The following is an 18569-nucleotide window of genomic DNA, read 5'->3' on the forward strand; positions in this document are numbered from 1 at the left end:
CGCGAGAGGGGCCCTCCCCTGGTACGGGAAAGGCCCCTCTCCTGCTCTCGTGGTGCGGTCAGCCGGTCAGCCGGTCAGCGGTCAGCTCCCGGTGTTCGACCGGCGGCGGCGCCACCAGACGAGTGCGCCGCCCGCGACGATCGCGGCGGCCGCGATACCGCCGATCAGGCCGACGGGGGCGCTGCTGCCGGTGTCGGCGAGGTCGCCGTCGGGGTCCTTCGGACCGGGCGGGGTGGTGGCCCCGGGGGACTGGCTGCCCGTGGGGGCAGGATCCGACGGGGTCGGGCCCGGGTTCCCCGTAGTGGTGGCGGTCGGGGTCGGGGTCGGCTCTCCGGTGTCCGTGGGGGTGGGGGTGGGGCTGGGGGTGCCGCTCTCGGAGTGGCCGGCGCTGTTCCCGCCGAACATCAGATAGCCCTGCTTGTTCGGATCGTCGGCGAGCGTGTCGACGGCGTAGCCGACCGTGCGGGGCTTGTAGCGCTGCTCGGTGCGGAATCGCACCGGGTTCATGTTGGCCTTGGGCTGCTTGGAGAAGTCGACCCCGCCCACGGTGTAGACGTAGACGTCCTCGCCGTTGGACCACTTGTACTTGAAGGTGCCTTCGGTGAAGGCCTTGTAGTAGCGCTCCCAGACCTGCCTGCCGGTCCAGTCCTGGTGGGGGGCGCGCAGCTGCCAGCGCTTCACGTCGTTGCTGTTGATGATCTTGCGGTACTCGGTGGGCATGTCGGCGGCGTTCTGCCGAACCCACTCGGCGGCGACGCGGGCGGTGTAGACGCGGCGCAGGTCGGCGTAGTAGTCGCCGTTGTTGACCTTCTCGGCGACCAGCGGGGTGATGTAGCGGTCGAGTACGCGGTCGGACTGCTGCGTCTCCGCCTCGGTGAGGTCGCAGCCCTTGCCGCCGGGCGGCTGGGTGGTGGTCTCCTGCGGCACCGTGGACAGCTTCAGCGGGGTGTCGAGGATGTGGATGCCGCCGTCCTGCTCACGCACGACCGCGGTCTCCGGCTCGATCCAGTAGCGGAATCCGGCCCAGCAGGGGAATCCGTTCCGCTTGGGCAGGGCGTTCATGAAGTCGCGGCCCGCGTCCGTCTCCGGGTCCATGGCCTTGAAGATGTCGTGCTTCAGCTCCAGGTCGGCCTCCAGGAGCACCCGGCCCGCGTCGGTCCTGCCGAAGTTCGCGTCGATGATGCGGTTCGGCTCGTCCGGGTTGAGATTCACCCAGAACGTGGAGGGGTCCAGGGCGAGCCAGGTGAAGAAGGCGTCGGAGATCAGGTTGCCCTTCTCCTGGCCTCCCCATCCGGCCGCGTACTCGTCCTCCACGGACTTGGCGGAGAACGCGTAGTCCAGTCCCTTGCCGCCCTTGCCCTTGCCGATGTACCGGAGGTCGAGGGTGGTGAAGTCGATGCCCCCGAGGCCGCGGTTCATCAAGGAGCGCTGGCCGGTCCTGCCCAGCCGGTCGAGCTGTTCCTTGAGGGTCTGCGGGTTCGCCGGGGACTGGTTGATGATCTGGTTGCCGGAGCCGCGGGAGCCGGTGGAGTTGCCGTTGCCCGGCGACATCGTCGTACCGTTGGCGCGGTACGGGCCGTTCTCGGTGCCCTTGGGCGGCACACCCTTGTGGTGGGACTGGTAGTCGTAGGAGCGGACGCGGTCGCGGCCGAGGGTGTCCTTGCCCGCGCTGTCCTTGAGCTCCTTCATGAAGTTCTTGGCGTCGCGCGTCTGGTTCTCGGCGAACACGTAGGTGTACTTGTAGGAGCGCCAGCCGCTGTTCTTGGCCCAGGCCCGGTCCGCGGGCTTCTCGCGGCCGTCGGGGCTGCCGTTGGACTTGACCTCGACGATCTCCCGGGTGCGCTTGTTGTAGGCGTCCAGCCTGCGCAGGTGGCGTTCGCCGGTGTCGGGGTCGGTGAAGTAGAACTCCTTCTCGCAGATCCAGTCGGGGCCGGTCAGCCCCATCTCGCGCACGACCTTGGTCATGAAGGCCTTGCCGCGGGCGTCGTAGCCCTGGTTCGGGATGTAGACCTTCTTCAGGTAGTCGCCGAAGTCGGTCCACCGCTTCTGCGCGTTGAACCGGGCGTAGATGCGCCTCGGGTCGCTGTGGTCGTACTTCTTGTAGTCGGTGCCCGCCGCGTTGAGCTCGGCCGGGGTGGGGTTGAGTCCGTCGAACTGGAGGCCGGGGTTGGTGTAGTCGTAGGTGTCCCAACGGTCGACCGCGCGGGAGGCGTCCCCCTGGGGCAGGCCACCGGTGGGCACGTTCTTCACCCCGTACATCTGGTCACAGCGCTTGCCCGGCTTGAGCTTCGGCGCCGGCGCGGCGTCGGCGACCCCGCCGACGGGCTGCCCGGTGACGGTGATGACGGTGGCACAGGCGAGTGCTAGCAGGCTGTTCCTGAGCGCACGCCAGCGGCGCGCTATTCGTGCTGGCTTCACAGTGCTTTCCCCCGGGAGCCCCACGGGTCCGATACCGGCTGTACGGCGCCAGGGCCCCCGATGCTCATGTGGGCGCCGCACAAGCGGTCCGATCCTAGGGCCTCACTTTGCCGGCGCAATGCTGTTTGAGCGGTGCGGCGTGTGTTAAATCCGTGCAGATCGAAGATTCTTGTCGTTACATCGCGAGCTAGGCTTAGCTGCTGTGAGTGATGAAATCTGGGAGTACGAGGACGAGCATGCCGTCGCCGAGCGCATCGACACGGCGCACGCCGACAACCCCCGCCTCACGGCGTGGCTGGGCGAGCAGGAGAGCCGCTTCGACGACTGGAGCCGCCGCCACGGCGGCGGATGGGACTTCGGCGAACGCTCCCTGGACCGCGTGGAAGCCCTGATCCGCGAGCACGTCACATCCGTCGACGACCTGTTCGTCCGCGAGCACACCCCGCTGGTCCAGGTCGCCTGCTGGTACGTCGGCGAGGTACACAACCGCACCCGCGGCACCCGCTGGCGCATGGACCCCGACCCCGCCGACAGTCACCCCTGGTCTTGGCGCCCCTATGTCATCGTGCCCTTCGCGCGCCTGGACGAGTACCGGGATCCCGAGGGCATCGACTACGACGCCCGTCCCCAGCACCATCCCCTCAGCGACTTCCTCACCCTCCTCCGGGAGGGACCCGCCTCCGGCCCCGCCTCGCTGCGGAGCGAACTGGACGACTACGAACCCGGCGGCGACCGGGAAGAGGACGAGGGCACTGCGGAGTGATGCCCCACGCCCTTCACGGGCGGCGGCGTTTCCTCCGACGGGGCGCGTCGGCACCGGAGCGCCTCGGGTGGGGACCGAGGCCTCTGCTGGTCGGGTGAAATCCCTGCCGGACCGGAGCCGTCCGGCGGTGCGTGAGCGCGCGGCGGCCGTCCGCCGGGGATAGCGTCGTGGCGTTCCCGATCCCCATCCGCCCCGGCGCCAGCGTCCCCCGGTGACCCGCGGGCGGAGAACGGTGCCGATCAGATGAACGTCCCCCGTCTCCCCACGGCCCGCTGATGGCAAGCCCCCTGCCCCAGTTGGCGGCCGAACTCCGCGCCGGGCTCGATCCGGTGCTCCCGCTCCTCTCCGGCCTCCCCCAGGACGTCCGCAGGCAACGCCTCGCCCAGGCGCTCGGACTTCCGGGAGACGCGCTGACCGTGGACGCGCTGCTCGTACGGTTCGCCCTGCCGCACGCGGCGGCCCCGGGCGACGTCTGGCCGGTCCTCGTCGACCTGCTGCGGGTGGCCGCCCGGCAGACCCCGCCGGCATGGACGCTGGCCATCGACAACGTCCTCACGGCGGGCCCCACGGCCGTGCAGGATCCGCTCGCGGGGACCCTGCCCCCGAAGATCGACCTCTCCCTCACCCTGACCGGCGCGCTCCCCCTCGTCCCCGGCCTGTCGGTGCGCGACGGGATCAGCCTCGTGCTCTCCCTGCCGACCGCCGCGCCCGACACCGCCTCGCTGACCTTCCGGGCCGACGGCATCGACTTCGCGCTCGCCGACAACGCGCTGCTGAAGCTCCTCGTCCCCGGCGGCCTCGCCTTCAAGGGCCGTCTGGGAGCCACGCTCGGCAAGGACGGACTGCGCCTGGAGGGCGGCGGCAAGGGCAAGGGGATCGCGATCCCCCTGAGCGGGTCGCCGTCCGGGCTGCGCGCGCCCTCGCTGTACGTGTCCGCCCGGGACGGCGGGCTGCGGCTCGACGTGTCCTTCGGGGCGTCCCTGCTCGGCCTCGCGGACGCGACGGTCGACGGCGCGGGCATCGAGGTCCGTCCGGCGGGCGCGGGTTACACGGTGGCCCCGGTGCTGCCGACGGGCCTCGGGCTCGCCCTCGCCATCGGGCCTGCCAGGGGCGGCGGGTTCCTGGCCGAGCAGGACGGCCAGTACCGCGGGGCGCTGTCGCTGAGCCTCGGCGTCGTCGAGGTAAGGGCCTTCGGCATCCTGGACACCCGGCCGGTGTCGGTGCTCGTCACGATGAGCGCCGAGTTCACTCCGGCCTTCGAACTGGGCCTGGCCTTCACCCTGAACGCCGTCGGTGGCCTTCTCGGCATCGGTCGCGCGCTCGACCGGACGGGGCTCGCGGAGGTCGTCCAGTCCGGGCATCTGGACGATCTGCTCTTCCCCGCGGACGCGGCCGCCGCGGCGCCGCGCATCCTGGCCTCGCTGGGCGCGGTGTTCCCCGCCCGGCCCGGAAGCACGGTCGTGGGTCCGATGTTCCGCGTCGGCTGGGGCCGTCCGGTCTCCTTCCTGACCGCGGACATCGGTGTGGTGCTCGAGCTGCCCAGCGGTGTGGTGGGCATCCTCGGCCGGCTCAGGGTCGCGCTGCCCGCCCCGCAGGCTCCGATCCTCGATCTGCGGGCCTCGGTCGCGGGTGTCGTCGACGCCGCGAACGGGCTGGTCGAGATCAATGCCAACCTGGCCGGTTCCAAGCTGCTCACCTCCTCGATCGAGGGCGGTCTCGCCCTGCGTGTGAAGAGCGGGCAGGACGCGACGTTCATCCTGAGCGCCGGCGGCTTCCACCCCCGGTTCACCCCGCCCCCGGGCTTCCCGACGCCCAAGCGCCTCACGATCCCGATCGCGGACAGCTCGCTGCTGCGGATCGTCTTCACCGGCTACTTCGCTCTCACTCCCGGCACCGTCCAGGCGGGCGCCGAGCTCTCCGCCGTCATCGGTTCCCGAAGCACCGGCGTGTCCGGGCGGCTCTCCTTCGACGCCCTGGTGCGCTGGGAGCCCAGCTTCGGGGTCATGCTCGACCTCGCCGGCTCCTTCGCGCTGCGCTTCGCCGGGGAGACCCTCTGCTCGCTCGGGCTGCGCGTGCACGTGGAGGGTCCGACGCCCTGCTGGCAGATCGCGGGCCGGGCCAGCATGTCCTTCCTCTTCTTCGACGTCAGCTTCCCCTTCGACGAGCGCTGGAACTGCACCGGCACGGCCGTGGCACCGCCGCCCCCGGACGTCGCCCGGCTTCTGGAGCAGACCCTGAAGGACCCCCGGAGCTGGGAACCGGTTCTCCCGGAGGGGGCGCGCACGATGGTGTCGCTGCGTTCGGACGATGCCGTCGGGGGACGTCTGCTGCATCCGCTCGGCCGGATCCGCTTCAGCCAGCGCACGGTGCCGCTGGACACCAAGGTGGTCCGGTTCGGGCCGGGGCGGCTCCCGGCTCCGACCTCGTTCGGTGTGACGGTCGGTTTCTCCGCCGGGGCGGGCGACGTGAAGGCGGTCGAGGAGGATTTCGCCCGTGCCGACTTCTTCGATCTCACCGACGACGAGAAGCTGACCCAGCCGGCCTTCGAACGGCTGCGCTCGGGCAGCGAGTTGACGCCCCCCGCCGCCGCTGCGACGGCCCCGCGCCACTCGGTGCCGGTGGAGTACGAGACCAAATGGCTCGGCGGCACCGGCATCACCCCGGGCGCGCGCTGGGAGATCTCCGACGCCGCGCTGACGGCCGCACTGCCCTTGGGGGCCGTCGGCCGCAGCCTCGTGCACGAACTGCGCAGCCGGTACATGACTCCGCCGATCAAGGGCGTCCTGAAGGACCGGACGTTCGCGATCGTGGACACCGGCACGCTCAAGGAGGCCGGCGGCTTCCGCCGGACGGCCACCTTCACCGAGGCCACCGCCCAGCTGAAGACCGTGTCGGGCCGGTCCTCGCTGTACCAGGTCGTGCCCGCACACGAGGTGAGGCCATGACCACGTACACCTTCGCGTCCTGGGAGCGGGCCGGGGCCGCGGCCTCCCTCGCCGACCCCGACAACCTGGTCGGCACCCTGCCCGTACGGGGCGCGCTCGCGGCCACCGCGTCGGTGAACGGCCGTCCCGCGCAGCCGGTGCCGGTGCCGCCGCTGCAGCTGTACGGGCCGGGCGATGTGCGGGCGGTCGACCCCAAGGAGATCGTGCGGCTCTTCCCGCTGCCCGGCACACCGGACGCGGAGACCACCAAGTTCCCCATGGTCGAGTTCGAGCGGGCCGAACTGCCGTGGCTGTTCACGCCGTTGGCTCCGGGGCCGTCGGGTGCCCTGCGGCCCTGGCTCGCCCTGGTCTGCGTGCCGTTCGCGGCGGGCCGGCCGCAGCGGGAGCCGGGTGTCCCGCTGCCCGTGCTGCGGGTCGACGGAACCGAACTGCCCGATCCGGCCACGGGGCACCTGTGGGCCCACGCCCAGACGCTGCCCGGACACGAGACCGACCCCCGCCGGTCGGTCTCCCGGCTGCTCGCGCCCCGCCGGCTGCTGCCGCACACCGGCTACACCGCCTGTGTGGTCCCCTCCTTCGAGGTGGGACGCCTGGCCGGGCTCAACAAGGACACCGCCGGCGGGAATCTCGCACCCTCCTGGACTCCGGGGGCCCGGTGCGAGCTGCCGGTCTACTTCTCCTGGACGTTCTCCACCGGCGAGGGCGGCGACTTCGAGTCGCTGGCCGACCGGCTGCGGGCCCGCCCGCTGCCGCCGCACGCCGGCCGCCGGCCGCTCGACGTGAGCCGACCCGGGCTCTTCGCGACCGGTCCAGGGCCGGTCGTCCAGGACGTGGAGAGCGCCCTGCGCGACCCGAACGCCCCGGCGAGCGACCCGTGGCCGGTCGGCGAGCAGAGCGGCCGCTGGCAGCAGCGGCTCGCGAAGGCGCTGGTGCCCCTGGCGGACGGCACGGGCGACGAGGACCCCGACGTCCTTCCTCCGCTGTACGGAGGCTTCCACGCGCTGATGAAGGGGGCGGACCCGGCGTCGTCCGGCTGGCTCGACACCCTGAACCTCGACCCCCGGTGGCGGGTCGCCGCCGGGCTCGGCGCCCGGGCCGTACAGGCCGAGCAGGAGCAGCTCATGGCCTCGGCGTGGCGGCAGCTCGCCGATGTACGGGCCGCCAACCGGCTGCTCGATCTGGCCCGGCTGGCCCGGCTGGTCGGCGGCCGGCTGCACCTGCGGCACGTCCGGCCGCTCTCCACCGACGAGGTCCTGCGCCTGGCCACGCCGCTGCAGAGCCGTCTCGCGCTGACGGCGGACACCACGCTGTGGTCGACGATCCGGACCAGTCTGCTGCCGAACGCCATGGCCACCACGGAGTTCCACCGGGCGGTGCGCCCGATGGGCGTGCTCAGCCGGCGGGTGGGCCTCATCGCCGGGCGGGCGGTGAACGCGCCTCAGCTGCCGTTCGCCACGGTGCTCGCCTCCGTCGCCGGGTCTCCCACCGGCCTGGCGGTGCCCCGGCGCGATCCGGACGGGGCGGTGGCCTTCTCCGTCGCGCCGGAGCAGGTCGTGGCCCCGGAGCGGCTCGCGGCGGTACGGAAGGTGTTCGAGCCCGAGGACGGGGCGCCGGACGCCTGGCGCCAGGTGGCTGTGGAGGCGGCCCGGCGCTCCGTGCAGCGGACGGTCACCTCCGAGCAGCTCGCCGCCACCCGCCCGCTCGCCGCGGCCGCCCTCAACCGTGCCTTCCGGCTCTCGGCGCTGCCCGAGGTCGGGGTCCCCGAGGACTTCCTGGCGCGGACGAAGGTCACCCCGCACGGCGATCTGGTCTTCCCCAGCGGCCGCAGCGGCCCGGCCGGGCTCGGGCTGTTCTCCGACGCGGCCGACGCCGTCCCGGCCCCGGGCCGGTTCACCGGCGCGATCGACGGGCTCTGGGACGGGGTGGAGGCCGGCGAGCCCGCGGGCCACTGGCGGGGAAAGTGCGCCGGTACCTGGGACATGGGCCGCGGGCGGTCGGGCCGGTGGGACGGCGACTTCGAGGGCACCTGGAGCAACAGCCCCGGCCAGGACGGCGGCGACCCCACCTGGGTCGCCCTGTACACCGGCAGCTGGGAGTCCGGTGCGGATCGGGGCACCTGGCGCGGTGTGTGCACCGGTTCCTGGAGCCCGGAGAACATCAGCTCCGACGGAGTGTTCACCGGCACCTGGCAGTCCGCCGACCACCACGGCACGTTCCGGGGCAGCTGCCCGGGCAGCTGGGACTGGTGCAACGCCGTGCCGACCACCGAGCTCTGGTGGGCGGACTGCTCCGGCGAGCTGCGGGTCACCGGTGAGGGACCCGGTCCCGAGCAGGAGCCGTGGACGGCCGAGGGCCTCAAGAACCTCGTCGCCACGTGGCACGAGACCGGCGGCCTCGGCCTGGACCTCTTCACCCACCCGGGCCCGCTGGGCAAGCAGGGCGATCTGCTGCCCGCCCCGGCCGTGCTCGACACCCACCCCGAGGACGTCAGGGACATGGTGGTCCAGGCGCACGACCGGGTGCTCGGGCCGTCGCAGGCGCCGCAGATCCCGCCGCGGGACACGTTCCCCGCTCAGCAGGCGCAGCAGAAGATCGTGGATCTGACGGACCCGGCGGTCACCGTGCCCGCCGTGGTCGACACCCTCGTCGAGCGGCCCGCGGGCGCCGATCCGGAGGTTCCGGTGCAGTGGGCGCCGGTCTTCACCGACGCGATGTGGCCGCCGCTCTCCGCTCAGTCCAACGAGTGGGTCTTCGCCGGTCTCGAACACATTCCGGCCGACACGGCCGTGCTCGCCCTCACCAACGCCCCGTTCGTCGCCGCGTACATGGTCGGTGCCAACCACGAGTTCGCGCGCGAGCTCCGCTGGCGCGAGTACCCGACCGACCAGCGCGGTACGTACTTCGCCTCGTTCTGGGGCCGCGGCACGGATCTGCCGCCGCTGCACCAGTGGAAGCGCGACCTGGCGCTGGGGGCGCATCTCACGGCGCCGCCCGACCGGGTCGTCCTGCTGCTGCGCAGTGCGCTGCTGCGCCGCTACCCCGGTGCGATCATCTACGCCGCTCCGCTGCTCGGCACCGAGCCGAACGAGGCCGCCGCCCGTCATCCGATCTTCCGGGGCGGCCTGGATCCGGACACGGCCATGATCGGTTTCGATCTCACCAAGACCGAACTCCTCGCCTCACCCTGGTGTTTCGTGATCGCGGAGCAGCCCACCGAGCCCCGCTTCGGGCTCGACGAGGTGCCCGACGGCGCGCTCACCGACCCCCCGACACCCGGGATCTGGGGCCGCGCCTACGCCCCGCCGCCCAGCACCCCCAGCACGGCGGACGACTGGAACAACCTCGACTGGAGTCATCTCTTCGACTCCAAGGAGGCGTATCTGGCCGCGTCCCACGCCCCGGGGGGCCTGCGGCCCAACGTCGCCCACGAGGGTCTCGTGTGGGGCGCGAGCGCCGCCGGGACCGCCCGCCAGTGTTTCCAGCAACCCGTCAGGGTCGTCCTGCCGGCCGAGCGCCTCCTGTCCCCCTGAGGAGAACGACACATGACCGATCTCGGCGCACTGCGCCGGGCCGTGGCCGAGGCCGAGGAGCACCGCGCGCTCCTCGGTGCCCGGGCCACCGCCACCGACCGGCGGACCGCCTTCACCCGCCTCGGCACCGCCCGCGGTGACCTGGACGAGGGCATGCGCGCCTTCGCCGGGAGGGGTTTCGCCCCGCTGCTGGCGGACCTGGATCCCGAAGTGCCCCTGCTGCTCCTGCCCGTACGGCTGGAGACCCGGGTGCGGAGGGAGGAGGGCCGGGACAGGCTGCTCGTACGGATCTTCCCCGACGACATCCACGTCGAGTCCCACGAGCCGCACCCCACGGCGGGCGAGGTGCAGCAGGGCCGCCGCTACTGGCGGACGGTGTGGCGGGCCGGCCGCAGCGAGAACGCGGACGGGGACCGGGCCCGGCTGCTCCTCGCCGCCTGGGGGCAGCTGTCGGGCGCGCTCGGCGCGCGGCGGGCCCGCTGGCTCGTACGGCTGCTCACCCCCGTGTCGGACACCCGGCCGCCGTCGCCGCTGCCCGACTCCGCTCCGGAGCCGGAGCCGGCCTGGCCCGTGGTGCCGGTCCGCGGGCGCGGCTGGAACCGGGCGGCGACCGCCTCGACACTGCCGGACCTCTTCGTCGTACGGGCGTACCAGGGCGATGTGCTGGTGGGTGAGAAGGAGGGCGAGCCGGTCCCCGACGTGGTGCAGATCGGGCCCGATCCGGACGCGGTGCCCGCGCCGGACGGACCGCACCTCGACCCGGAGCTGCTGTGGCTGACGAAGTTCTCCGAGGCGGAGAGGAAGGGGCTCGCCGTCACCGTGCCGCTGGACCGGGAGGGGTACGCGCCGGCCAGGGAACCGCTGCTGACCCGGGTGGTGGCGTTCGGTGTGTCCGGTTCCCTCGGTCCCGAGGCCTCGGCGGAACGGCTCACCCGGCTGTTGTCCGGCCGGGACGGCGACGGAGAGGCGGAGTTCGTACGGCAGGGCACGGCGACCAACAACACCCGGGACGGCGTCGGCTCCACGCCGGCGCCCCCGGACGTGGACCGGCTGCTCGGTGCCGCCGGCCCCGCCGCAGCGCCCGACGAGTGGGCGAACTCAGCGCGAGTCGCGACGGCGTTCGGCGTTCCGGTGTCCGCGCTCACGGCCCTGCCCGGGGCCGACGAGCCGGAGCAGGCCGACGCACGGGCCCTGCAGATGGCGGTGTGGAGCGCGACCGGGGACTTCTACCTCGACGAACTCCTGGAGAAGGACCGCGGCGGTGTGGAGCTCACCGTCGACCGGGCCTGGCTGCGCCGGCACTACTTCGAGAACGTACGGGCCCGGGGCCCGCTGCCGGTGCTGCGGCTCGGCAGACAGCCGTACGGGCTGCTCCCGGTCACGGCCACGGCGCGCTGGCAGCCGGACGAGCACGAGCCGCCGGGCCTGAAGGGGCTGCACCGCGTCCTCGGCGTGCTGCGCCCGTTCTGGGAGGTCGGCGTCCGCTCCCTGCCCCGGGTCGGCGGCCGCGACCAGGCAGGGGAGACCCTCCAGCTGCCCAAGCCCGAGCGTGACGTGCTGCGCGCCCTGGGAATGGCGCCGGTGTCACGGACGGTGTCGGTGCGTTCCGTCCAGGGCGGGTTGCTGGCCTGCTTCAAGGACCTCTCGCTCGGCATGAGCGGCATCAGCTTCGCGGGCACCGGGTTCTGCGTCGGTGACACCCCGGAGGACCGGCACTCCCAGGCCCTCAACACGGCGCTCGGCATCGGCTACCGGCCGCGGATCAGCCACCAGATCAACGGCGCGGCCACCCGGCTGTGGCTGCCGTACGTCCGTCCGGCGCAGCTGCCCGAGGGCACCGACCCGGCGGACGAGCTGATCGGTTTCCTCGACGCCGTCGTCGAGCGCTTCGAACTGCTCAAGCTCACGGTCCGCAAGGAGGAGGCCCGCACCCTTCTGGAGGCGCTGCTGCGGCACACCGCGAACCTGGAGTACGGGCGGGCCGCCTCGGGCGTCCGCGACCCGGAGACGCTCTGGCCCCGGCTGCGGTCCGCCGACACCCTGCTCAACCCCGCGCACGAACTGAACACCCTCAGCGGCGCCAAACTGCTCGGCCGCACCTTCACCCTGGGCAAGATCATGGCGCTGCCCGCGCCCACGACCGGGACGGACGGCGGGGCGGACCGGGACATGACCGTGTACCGGACCGTCCTCGCGGCCCGCGCCTCCATGGCCGGGCAGGTCCTCGACGCGGCGAACCGGCGCAACGGCGTCCTCACCCTGCTGGGGACGGAGCGGCCCTGGAGCGTACGGCTCGCGGAGATCGACGCCGCCCTGCAGTACCTGGCCCGCCGGGTGAACACCTGGCGGGAGCGCGAGGAGGATCCCTTCGCCGCCATGGAGCGGCTGCTCGGCGAGTGCCTCGACCTCGTCTCCCACCGGCTCGACGCCTGGATCGGATCCCTCCCCACCGCCCGGCTCCGCGCGCTGCGCGGCCGACGTCCGACGGGGGTGCAGCTGGGCGCGTACGGCTGGGTGGAGAACCTGTCGCCGCTCGACGTGCCGCGCAGCCGGGGCTGGGTGCTGGCCCCCTCGCTCCCGCAGGCGGCCACCGCCGCCGTGCTGCACAGCGGCAATCTGTCGCACCCCGGCGACGCCGGCGCCTTCGCGGTCGACCTCTCCTCGCGGCGGATGCGGGTGGCCATGACCGTCCTCGACGGGGTCGCCCAGGGCCAGCCGCTGGGGGCGCTGCTCGGCTACCGGCTCGAACGGCGACTGCACGACGAACGGGAACTGCCCGACGCACCGCTGGAGCTGGACCGGTTCATCGCGCCGCTGCGGGCCAAGTGGTCGGTGCAGAACGTGCAGCACCCGGGCGCGCAGGCGCAGGAGTTCATCGGCGCCCACGACGTCACGGACGGCGCCCGGCTCGCCGGGGTGCCCGTGAACGAGGTCGTCACCCATCTGAAGGCGCACGCGGGCGGACCGCCGATGACCCACGCCGAGGAGGGAGCCGTACGGCGCCACCTGGCCTCGCTCGACGACGACCTAGACGCGGTCGGGGACCTGCTGCTCGCCGAGAGCGTCCACCAGTTGACCCAGGGCAATCCGGACCGGGCCGGCGCCACGGTGGAGTCGCTGGCCGCGGGTGGGCAGGCGCCGCCGCGGCCCCAGGTCCTCGACACTCCGCGGCGCGGCATCTCGGTGGGTCACCGGGTGCTCGTGGTCGTTCCGGAGGGCTCGCCCCGGGCGGCCGGCTGGGACGGCGCACAGCAGACCGCCCGGCCGAGGGCCGAGGCCGAGCCCCTGCTCGACACCTGGGCGGGGCACCAGCTGGGGGCCACCCAACGGATCAGGCTGCGCGCGGAGTGGCTGCGGCCGGGCCAGGAGGCGGGGACGGGCCCCGCGACGGTCACCGAGCACGCCTGGCCGCTCGCCCGGCACTGCGCCCTGGACGTGGTCGCGCTCGCCGCCGCGGGCCGGCTGCGCATCGTGCTGGAAGGGGCGCTCCTGGCGCAGCGGCCGTCGAGCGTGCCCGTCGACGCCGTTCCGGTCCTCCGCTCCGGCCGGGACTCGGGGTGGGCCCGTACCACCTTGGACATCGCCCAGGTGGAGGCCCTCGGCTCGACGGTCGCCGCCGTGCTCTCGGCCTCCCGGCCCGGTACCCCGGCCGATCTGGCGCCGGCGGACAACCCCCCTCCCCCGGCCGCGGACGCGGAGTTCACGGCTCGCGCGCAGAAGGCCCTGACCGGACTGCGGGCGGCGGCGGACGCGAAGGACCTGGAGCAGCTCGCCGCCTACGGGGTGACCGGGCCGCCGGCCGGACCGGCCGGGGAGCGGGCCGACCAGCTGGCAGCCGCAGTGCGCGAGGCGGAGGAGCGGCTGCTGCTCGCCGGTCAGGCGACGGCGGCGGGCGGCCCCGGGGCCCCGGCCGCGGTCCTGGAGGCGGTGTTCGGACCAGGGTTCCGGGCGGTGGGCAGGTCGGCGGCGCCCGCCGCCGGCACGCTGGACGCCTCGTTCGGCTCCGGGCTCGACCGCGGGGGCGACTCCCGGCTGGTGCCGGGCGACTGGGTGGAACTGATGGGCACGGTACGGCCGGGGACCGGCGCCCTGGCGGATCTCCTGCTGCACACCGGTGCCGCCGCGACGGGTACCGGACACGCCCCCCGGATCGGGCAGGTGCCCTTCGCGCCGGGCGACCGGTGGGTGGGCGCGCTGCGCAGGCCGGAGGACGAGGACGCTCCGGCCACCGGTCTGGTGGTGCACGGCCCGGACCGGCCGCTCGGGACGGACAAGGCGGCCGTGCTCGTGGTCGACGCGTGGTCGGAGCTGATCCCCGCTCAACGGCACACGGCGGGTGCCACGTTCCACTACGACGCGCCCGGGGCGCGGGCTCCGCAGGCCGTACTGCTGGCGGTGCCGCCCGCGGTCGGGGTGCCATGGACTCCGGACGTGCTGGCCGCCACCGTCGACGAGGCGCTCGACCTGGCGAAACTGCGGCTCGTGGACCTGGACGCGCTGGGCTGGCTCGGGCGGTACCTCCCGGCCGCTTACCTGCCCGAAGGTGCCATGGGGACACAGCCCTCGGTGAATCTGCTCAGCGTGATGAAACGGCCGGAGCTGGCTGCCATCGTGGCACAGCTGATCAAGAAGGAGTCCTGACGATGTTCGACGTCATGGCCTTCGACCAGTACCACCGCCTGGAGCCGGTGGTACGGCCGAGCGGCACCGGCGGGCAGCTCGACGAGTCGCTGGCCGCCCGGGTCGCCGACCCGCTGTTCCTGCTCGCCCGGCAGTGGCAGCTCGCGGAGTTCGCGGGCGAGGACGGCGGCTCGCCGGTGTGGTGCGAGATCTCCACCGAGAGCACCCCGCTGGACGCGTTCCGGCCTTCGGGTACCGGCACGGACGTACCCCTGCCGAAGGGGGTGCCGCTGGAGTTCCTCACGGAGGCGGGGGCCGCACCGGGCGAGGCCGTGACGGCGCTGCCCCTGCGGGCCTCGGCCCGGGCCGGCCGACGCTTCCTCGACACCCTGCGCACCCAGAGCCTGTCGGACGCCGCCCTGGAGAGCATCGACGCCGCCGTGCTGGCGAAGGCGCCGCTGCCCCGGCCGCCGGCGCGGCCCGATGAGGATCCGCTCCGCCGCGACCCCGGCGGGCGGGCCCTGCGCGAGGTCCTCGCGGGCCGGGCGCCCGACGGGGTCGCGCTCGCCGGACACCTGGACGGCGGTTGGCGGCCTTCGGGGCTCTCCGGGGCGCAGCAGGCCGCGTTCGACCGGGCGGCCGAGCTCTGGCTCGCGTGGTTCGCGGAGCGGTACGGGCCGCCGGCGCCTTCGAGTTGGGCGCGGGAGCGGCTGGAGCACCGGTTCGCGGTCACGGCCGAGCCGGCCGGCCGGCCCGTGACGCTGACGGCGCCCGAGTTCACCGGGGGCGCCGCCGACGCGTACCACTTCGACCTCGACGCGGGTACGACGCCGCTGCCCGCGCCGACCGGTGGGACCGTCAAGGGCGTGCTGCCCACCCGCGTCACGTATCCGGGCATGCCCGCGGACCGCTGGTGGGAGTTCGAGGACGCTCGGGTCAATCTGCCCGCCGTCGGGGCGGGGGTGCCGGACCTGGCCCGGCTCCTCGTCGTCGAGTTCGCGAACATCTACGGCAACGACCACTGGATGATCCCGCTGGACCTGGCCGCGAGCGCGCTCCACCGGATCGCCCGGCTCTCGGTCGTCGACACCTTCGAGGAGACGACGGTGATCGAACCGGCCGAGCACGAGGCGTGGTCGGTGTTCCGGCTGACGGACGCCCGGACCGGAAACCCCGGGCCGCCGTTGCTGCCCCTGCTGCCGACCGCCTCGGCACGGCTGGAGGGCACCGCCGTCGAGGAGGTGCTGTTCGCCCGCGACGAGATGGCCAACCTGGGCTTCGCGATCGAGCGGATCGTGCAGAGCGCCACCGGACGGCCCCGGGTGCGGGCCGACGAACCACCGGACACGGAGCCACAGGTGCCACCGACCGACCCGGCGGCGCTCGCCTACCGGCTGCTCACGCCCGTGCCGGCGCACTGGATCCCGCTGGTGCCGGTACCGCTCGAAGCCGGTTCGGGTGCCGTCTGCCTGCGGCGCGGGCAGATCCCCCGCTTCGCGGCGGACGGCACGCGGCTGCCGCAGGTCAAGGCGGCCGGACGGATCCTGGAGCCCGAGGTGAAGCGCGTGTCGTTCCGCGACGAGGAGATCCCCCGCTCGGGGGTGACGGTCACCCGGGTGCCGGTGGTGGCCCGCGGTGAGGACGGCCGGGTCTTCCAGTGGACGGGGCGGCGCGTGCGCGCCGGGCGGGGCGAGGCCTCCAGCGCCCTCGCGTTCGACGGAGCGGTTCCGCCGAGGGGGCAGCGGTGAACGCGGGAGCGGGCAGCCCGCGCCGCCGGCCGGGACGGATCCGTACCGAGGCCACCGGCACCGGCGGATCCGGGACGGCCCTGCTCGATGTCGAACGGGCCGGGTCCGAGGGATCGGGGTTCACCATCCGCACGGATGTGACGGTGATCGCCCTCACCTCCGACGAGGCGGAGGTCGTCGGCGTGGACGCCTACGGGAAGTTGTTCCGCTGGGAGCGGCTGACCGGGCTGCAGCTGGCCGGGCCCCTGACGCTGCACGCCGAGCGGACCGTCTGGGGCATGGTGCTGACGGCCGACGACCGGGAGGTCGTGTCCGCGGGCGCCGACGGCACGGTGGGGCGCTGGGACCGGACGACCGGCGAACCCCTCGCCGAACGCTTCGCGGCCCACGCGGGACCGATCCTCGGTCTGGCCCTCACCGGCGACGGCCACGAGCTGCTCACCGCGTCCCGGGACGGCACGGTCCGCCGCTGGGAGCGGACGACCTGGAGCCCGCTGGGCGAACCGCTGCGCGGGCACTTCGGCGCGGTGCGGGCGGTGGCACTCACACCCGACCAGGACCTGATCGTGACGGCCGGTCAGGACGGCACCGTACGGCGCTGGAACCGTGAATCAGCCAGGCCGCTCGGCGAACCGCTCCGCGGACACGACGGTCCGGTGCAGGCGCTCGCGGTGGGCCCGGACGGGCGGGAGTTCGCGTCCGGCGGCCTGGACGGCACGGTGCGCCGGTGGGGCCGCGGCGCGGACCGGCCCCTCGGGGGGCCGCTCGTGGCGGGGGCGCCGGTGCGGTGCGTGCTGCTCACCGGCGACGGCGAGATCACCGCGGCCTGCGCGAACGGCACGCTGCACCGCTGGGACCGGACCGGGCAGCGTATCGGGGCGGTCCTGCCCGCGCACACGACGGGCATCTGGTCCATGACGACGACCAAGGACGAGTCCGAGCTCCTGTCGGCGGGCTGGGACCGGCGGCTCCTGCGGTGGGAGCGGGTCACCGGGGTGCCGCTGCGGCCCGCCCGGACGCCGACCCGGATCGAGACCGTCCCACGCCTGGAGATCCAGGGCCCCACGCCGTTCTGAGCCGATGTCCGACGCCCCGTCCGCCCCTCCCCGGGAGAGCCGATGCCGCTCATCACCCTCGACACCTCACAGCTGACGTTCCCCGTCGTCGCGGTCTTCCGGGACGGGGGCGGGGACGCTTACGGGGCCGGTCACAGGGACGGGGACACCGCCTGGAAGGCCTTCGTCGACGGGGCCGCCGAACCGCCGCCCGAGGTGCCGCTGCCCGCGGGCACGGGCTACGGGCTGCGCCTGGGCGACGGCACGACGGCCGCCCTCTCCTTCGACGTCCGCGAGGACGGCACCCTCGATTTCGCGCCCGAGTACGACGCCTTCCTCGAAGGTCGCGGCGGGCGCCGGCTGACCGTGCGGGGAGTGCGGGTCACCGTGGACGCCCGGGCCCTGGACCACGCGCTCACCCCGGCTCTGCCGGGCGCCGCGCCGCTGTCATCGGAACGGGTCCACGAGGTGCTTCTGCTGCCCTCCGCGACCTACCGGCTGCTGGTCGAGGCGGGCACGGCCGAGGGTGGCCTCGGCTTCTCCGTCGCGCCCGACGGGCGGGTCGGGCTCGCCCTGGAGGCGGCGGAAGCCGGTGTCGCCGAGGCCACCGGGAACACCCTCACGATCCAGGGGCGCACGGTCACCGTCGACGGCCGGTCCCTCTCCCACGGACTGCTGCCGGTCGGCGTGTCGGACGCCGGTTCGGGCTCCTTCCTGTCCCCCGGCACCGTGCACCGGCTCACGCTCCTTCCGGCCGCCGGGTACGCGTTCCACGCGGCCCCCGGCCTGGCCGCCGACTTCTCGTACACGGTCCACGCCGACGGGACCGTCGGCTACGACGGGTCCTGCGACCGGTTCCTGACGGGGCGCGGCACACGGACCCTCGTCGTGGGCGGGTTCGCCGTGGCGCTCGGCGCGGCCGACGCGGACAGCGACCTCCTCGGTATCGCGGCCCTCGACGGCACGGCCCGCGGCCCCCGCCAGCTGACCGCCGTCCTCACTCCCGCGAGGGACTACCAGCCACGGACCGCGCACGGCGTGTGCAGCGGCTTCCGTGTCACCCGCGACGGCACGCTCGTCGTGGCCCCGGCGGGCGTCCGCTCGTACTCCTCGCGCCGGAAGGACTCCCCCGCGGCCGCCGCGTCCACCCCGGTCGACGGCTTCACGGACCTGACGGTCCGCATCGCACCGACCGTCCCCGGCGGGCCCCCGCCCCGGGGCACGGTGACCTTCACCGCGGACGGGGTGTCCCTCGGCACGGTCCCCCTGGACGAGCTGGGCCTGGCGACCCTGCGCACGCCGGTCCCGCCGAAGGGCGACCGGGTGATCGTCGTCGCGTACGGAGGGGACGACACGCACGGCACGAGTACGACCACGCTGCACGTCCGCGCCGGGACACGAGGGCCCTGACGGACCGACGCCAGGACGGCACCCCTGGCGCAGCGCCGGCGGTGTCGATGCCCGGCCGGAGGAGCCGCGCGCGAGCGGGA

8 protein-coding genes are annotated in these 18569 nt (G+C 74.0%); 7 read left to right on the top strand and 1 reads right to left on the bottom strand.

Going from position 1 to position 18569, the window contains the following annotated elements:
• Positions 1-81: 81 nt before the first annotated feature.
• Complete coding sequence (locus ACH4MY_RS11245; RefSeq protein ID WP_398000796.1) at positions 82-2418, bottom strand: LPXTG cell wall anchor domain-containing protein; 2337 nt, start codon at positions 2416-2418, stop codon at positions 82-84.
• A 202-nt stretch (positions 2419-2620) separates the two neighbouring features.
• On the opposite strand from ACH4MY_RS11245, the gene ACH4MY_RS11250 reads away from it, so the two are divergent.
• The 7 genes from ACH4MY_RS11250 (at position 2621) to ACH4MY_RS11280 (ending at position 18489) form a co-directional block, all read left to right on the top strand.
• Positions 2621-3181: a hypothetical protein gene (locus ACH4MY_RS11250; protein WP_398000798.1), complete on the top strand. Its 561-nt coding sequence runs from the start codon at positions 2621-2623 to the stop codon at positions 3179-3181.
• Positions 3182-3456: 275 nt separating this feature from the next.
• On the top strand, positions 3457-6126 hold the full coding sequence (locus ACH4MY_RS11255; protein WP_398000801.1) for a DUF6603 domain-containing protein: 2670 nt from the start codon (positions 3457-3459) through the stop codon (positions 6124-6126).
• Complete coding sequence (locus ACH4MY_RS11260) at positions 6123-9656, top strand: hypothetical protein (protein WP_398000804.1); 3534 nt, start codon at positions 6123-6125, stop codon at positions 9654-9656. The genes ACH4MY_RS11255 and ACH4MY_RS11260 overlap by 4 nt, the downstream gene beginning before the upstream one ends.
• A gap of 12 nt (positions 9657-9668) precedes the next feature.
• Entirely contained in the window at positions 9669-14297 is a 4629-nt protein-coding gene (locus ACH4MY_RS11265) for a hypothetical protein (RefSeq protein ID WP_398000807.1), read from the top strand.
• Positions 14298-14299: 2 nt separating this feature from the next.
• Positions 14300-16024 carry a hypothetical protein gene (locus tag ACH4MY_RS11270; RefSeq protein WP_398000810.1) on the top strand — a complete coding sequence of 575 codons (1725 nt, stop codon included), beginning with the start codon at positions 14300-14302 and terminating at the stop codon, positions 16022-16024.
• Positions 16021-17100, top strand: a complete 1080-nt coding sequence (locus ACH4MY_RS11275) for a WD40 repeat domain-containing protein (RefSeq protein ID WP_398000813.1) — start codon at positions 16021-16023, stop codon at positions 17098-17100. The genes ACH4MY_RS11270 and ACH4MY_RS11275 overlap by 4 nt, the downstream gene beginning before the upstream one ends.
• A gap of 42 nt (positions 17101-17142) precedes the next feature.
• Complete coding sequence (locus ACH4MY_RS11280) at positions 17143-18489, top strand: Ig-like domain-containing protein (RefSeq protein ID WP_398000815.1); 1347 nt, start codon at positions 17143-17145, stop codon at positions 18487-18489.
• Positions 18490-18569 lie beyond the last annotated feature (80 nt).

It is taken from the genome of Streptomyces sp. NPDC017246 (genome assembly GCF_044331325.1).
In the GTDB taxonomy this organism is placed as follows: domain Bacteria; phylum Actinomycetota; class Actinomycetes; order Streptomycetales; family Streptomycetaceae; genus Streptomyces.

Bases quoted from the DNA above. Each gene is read 5' to 3' on its own strand.
- ACH4MY_RS11265 (WP_398000807.1), top strand. From the start codon at position 9,669: ATGACCGATCTCGGCGCACTGCGCCGGGCCGTGGCCGAGGCCGAGGAG.
- ACH4MY_RS11260 (WP_398000804.1), top strand. From the start codon at position 6,123: ATGACCACGTACACCTTCGCGTCCTGGGAGCGGGCCGGGGCCGCGGCC.
- ACH4MY_RS11255 (WP_398000801.1), top strand. From the start codon at position 3,457: ATGGCAAGCCCCCTGCCCCAGTTGGCGGCCGAACTCCGCGCCGGGCTC.
- ACH4MY_RS11280 (WP_398000815.1), top strand. From the start codon at position 17,143: ATGCCGCTCATCACCCTCGACACCTCACAGCTGACGTTCCCCGTCGTC.
- ACH4MY_RS11270 (WP_398000810.1), top strand. From the start codon at position 14,300: ATGTTCGACGTCATGGCCTTCGACCAGTACCACCGCCTGGAGCCGGTG.